This is a genomic window from Streptomyces sp. NPDC007971 (assembly GCF_042958635.1).
Classification (GTDB): Bacteria; Actinomycetota; Actinomycetes; order Streptomycetales; family Streptomycetaceae; genus Streptomyces.
The window spans coordinates 1-1,069 of the sequence record NZ_JBIBJK010000094.1 but is presented as its reverse complement, the minus strand read 5'-3'; the positions used below and the strand labels follow the sequence as shown (position 1 = coordinate 1,069).

The window sequence follows — 1,069 nt, the reverse complement described above, 5'->3', positions numbered from 1 at the left end:
TGTATTGCCCTGTGAGGTTGGGGACGCGGCTGGCGGGTGGTTGGCCCTTGAGCGCGGTGTGTCCGCGGTGGTGATTGTAGGTGTGCAGCCACTCGCCGAATGCCTGGCGTCGTTCGGCCTCGGAGCGGTAGGGGCGAGCGTAGGCCCATTCGTCGAGCAGGGTGCGGTTGAAGCGTTCGACCTTGCCGTTGGTCTGCGGCCGGTAGGGCCGGGTCCGTTTGTGGGCGATCCCGGCCGCTGCCAGCGCCTGGCGCCATAGCCGGGAGCGGTAGCAGGAGCCGTTGTCGGTCAGGACCCGCTCGACGGTGATCCCGCACTCGGTGAAGTAGGCGTGTGCCCGCTTCCAGAAGTTGGTGGCGGTCTCCTTCTTCTCGTCGGCGTGTATCTCGCTGTAGGCCAGGCGGGAGTGGTCGTCGACGGCGGTGTGCAGGTAGCTGTAGCCGGCGTTCGAGCGGGTTCTGCGCCCCTCAGCCCGGCCGAGGACTTTGTGACCGCCGCCGTCGGGGATGTTGCCGAGCTTCTTGATGTCGACGTGCACGAGTTCGCCGGGCTTGTCGCGTTCGTAGCGGCGGATGACGCGGCCGGTGGCCCGGTCCAGATGGGCGAGGCGGGCCAGTCCGTAACGGGTCAGGACGCGGTGCACGGTGGAGGGCACCAGCCGGAGCAGGCCGGCGATGCGGGCCGGTCCCCACCGGCGCAGGAGCCGGACCTTGATGATGCGGCGCTCGGTGTGGGTCGGGGTGCGGCGCGGGCTGTGGCGGGGGCGGCTGGAGCGGTCGGTCATGCCTGCCTCGCCGAGCCTGCGGTAGCGGGCGGCCCACCGCTGGGCGGTGGTCGGCGAGACCTGGAAGCGTTCCGCGGCCCGGCGCAGTGGCCAGCCGTCCTCGACCACGCAGCGGGCCAGGCGCAGCCGTCCGGTCTCGGTCAGGGGTGCATTACGGTGGGGCACGAGGGCCTTTCTGTTGCCGGTGCAGATGTCGCAATCCACACCAGGCCAGAGGGCCCTCACCCATTTCAAGATCACACGTCAGTGATCGCTGTCACCAACCTCCATGGACAGAACACCTAG

Annotated in this window: 1 protein-coding gene; it reads right to left on the bottom strand. The window is 69.3% G+C overall.

The window, feature by feature from the left end; all coding sequences use genetic code 11:
- A partial coding sequence (locus ACFZCP_RS45925) for an IS481 family transposase (protein ID WP_391443286.1) occupies positions 1-949 on the bottom strand: 949 nt, incomplete at its 3' end.
- Between the last annotated feature and the right edge of the window lie 120 nt (positions 950-1,069).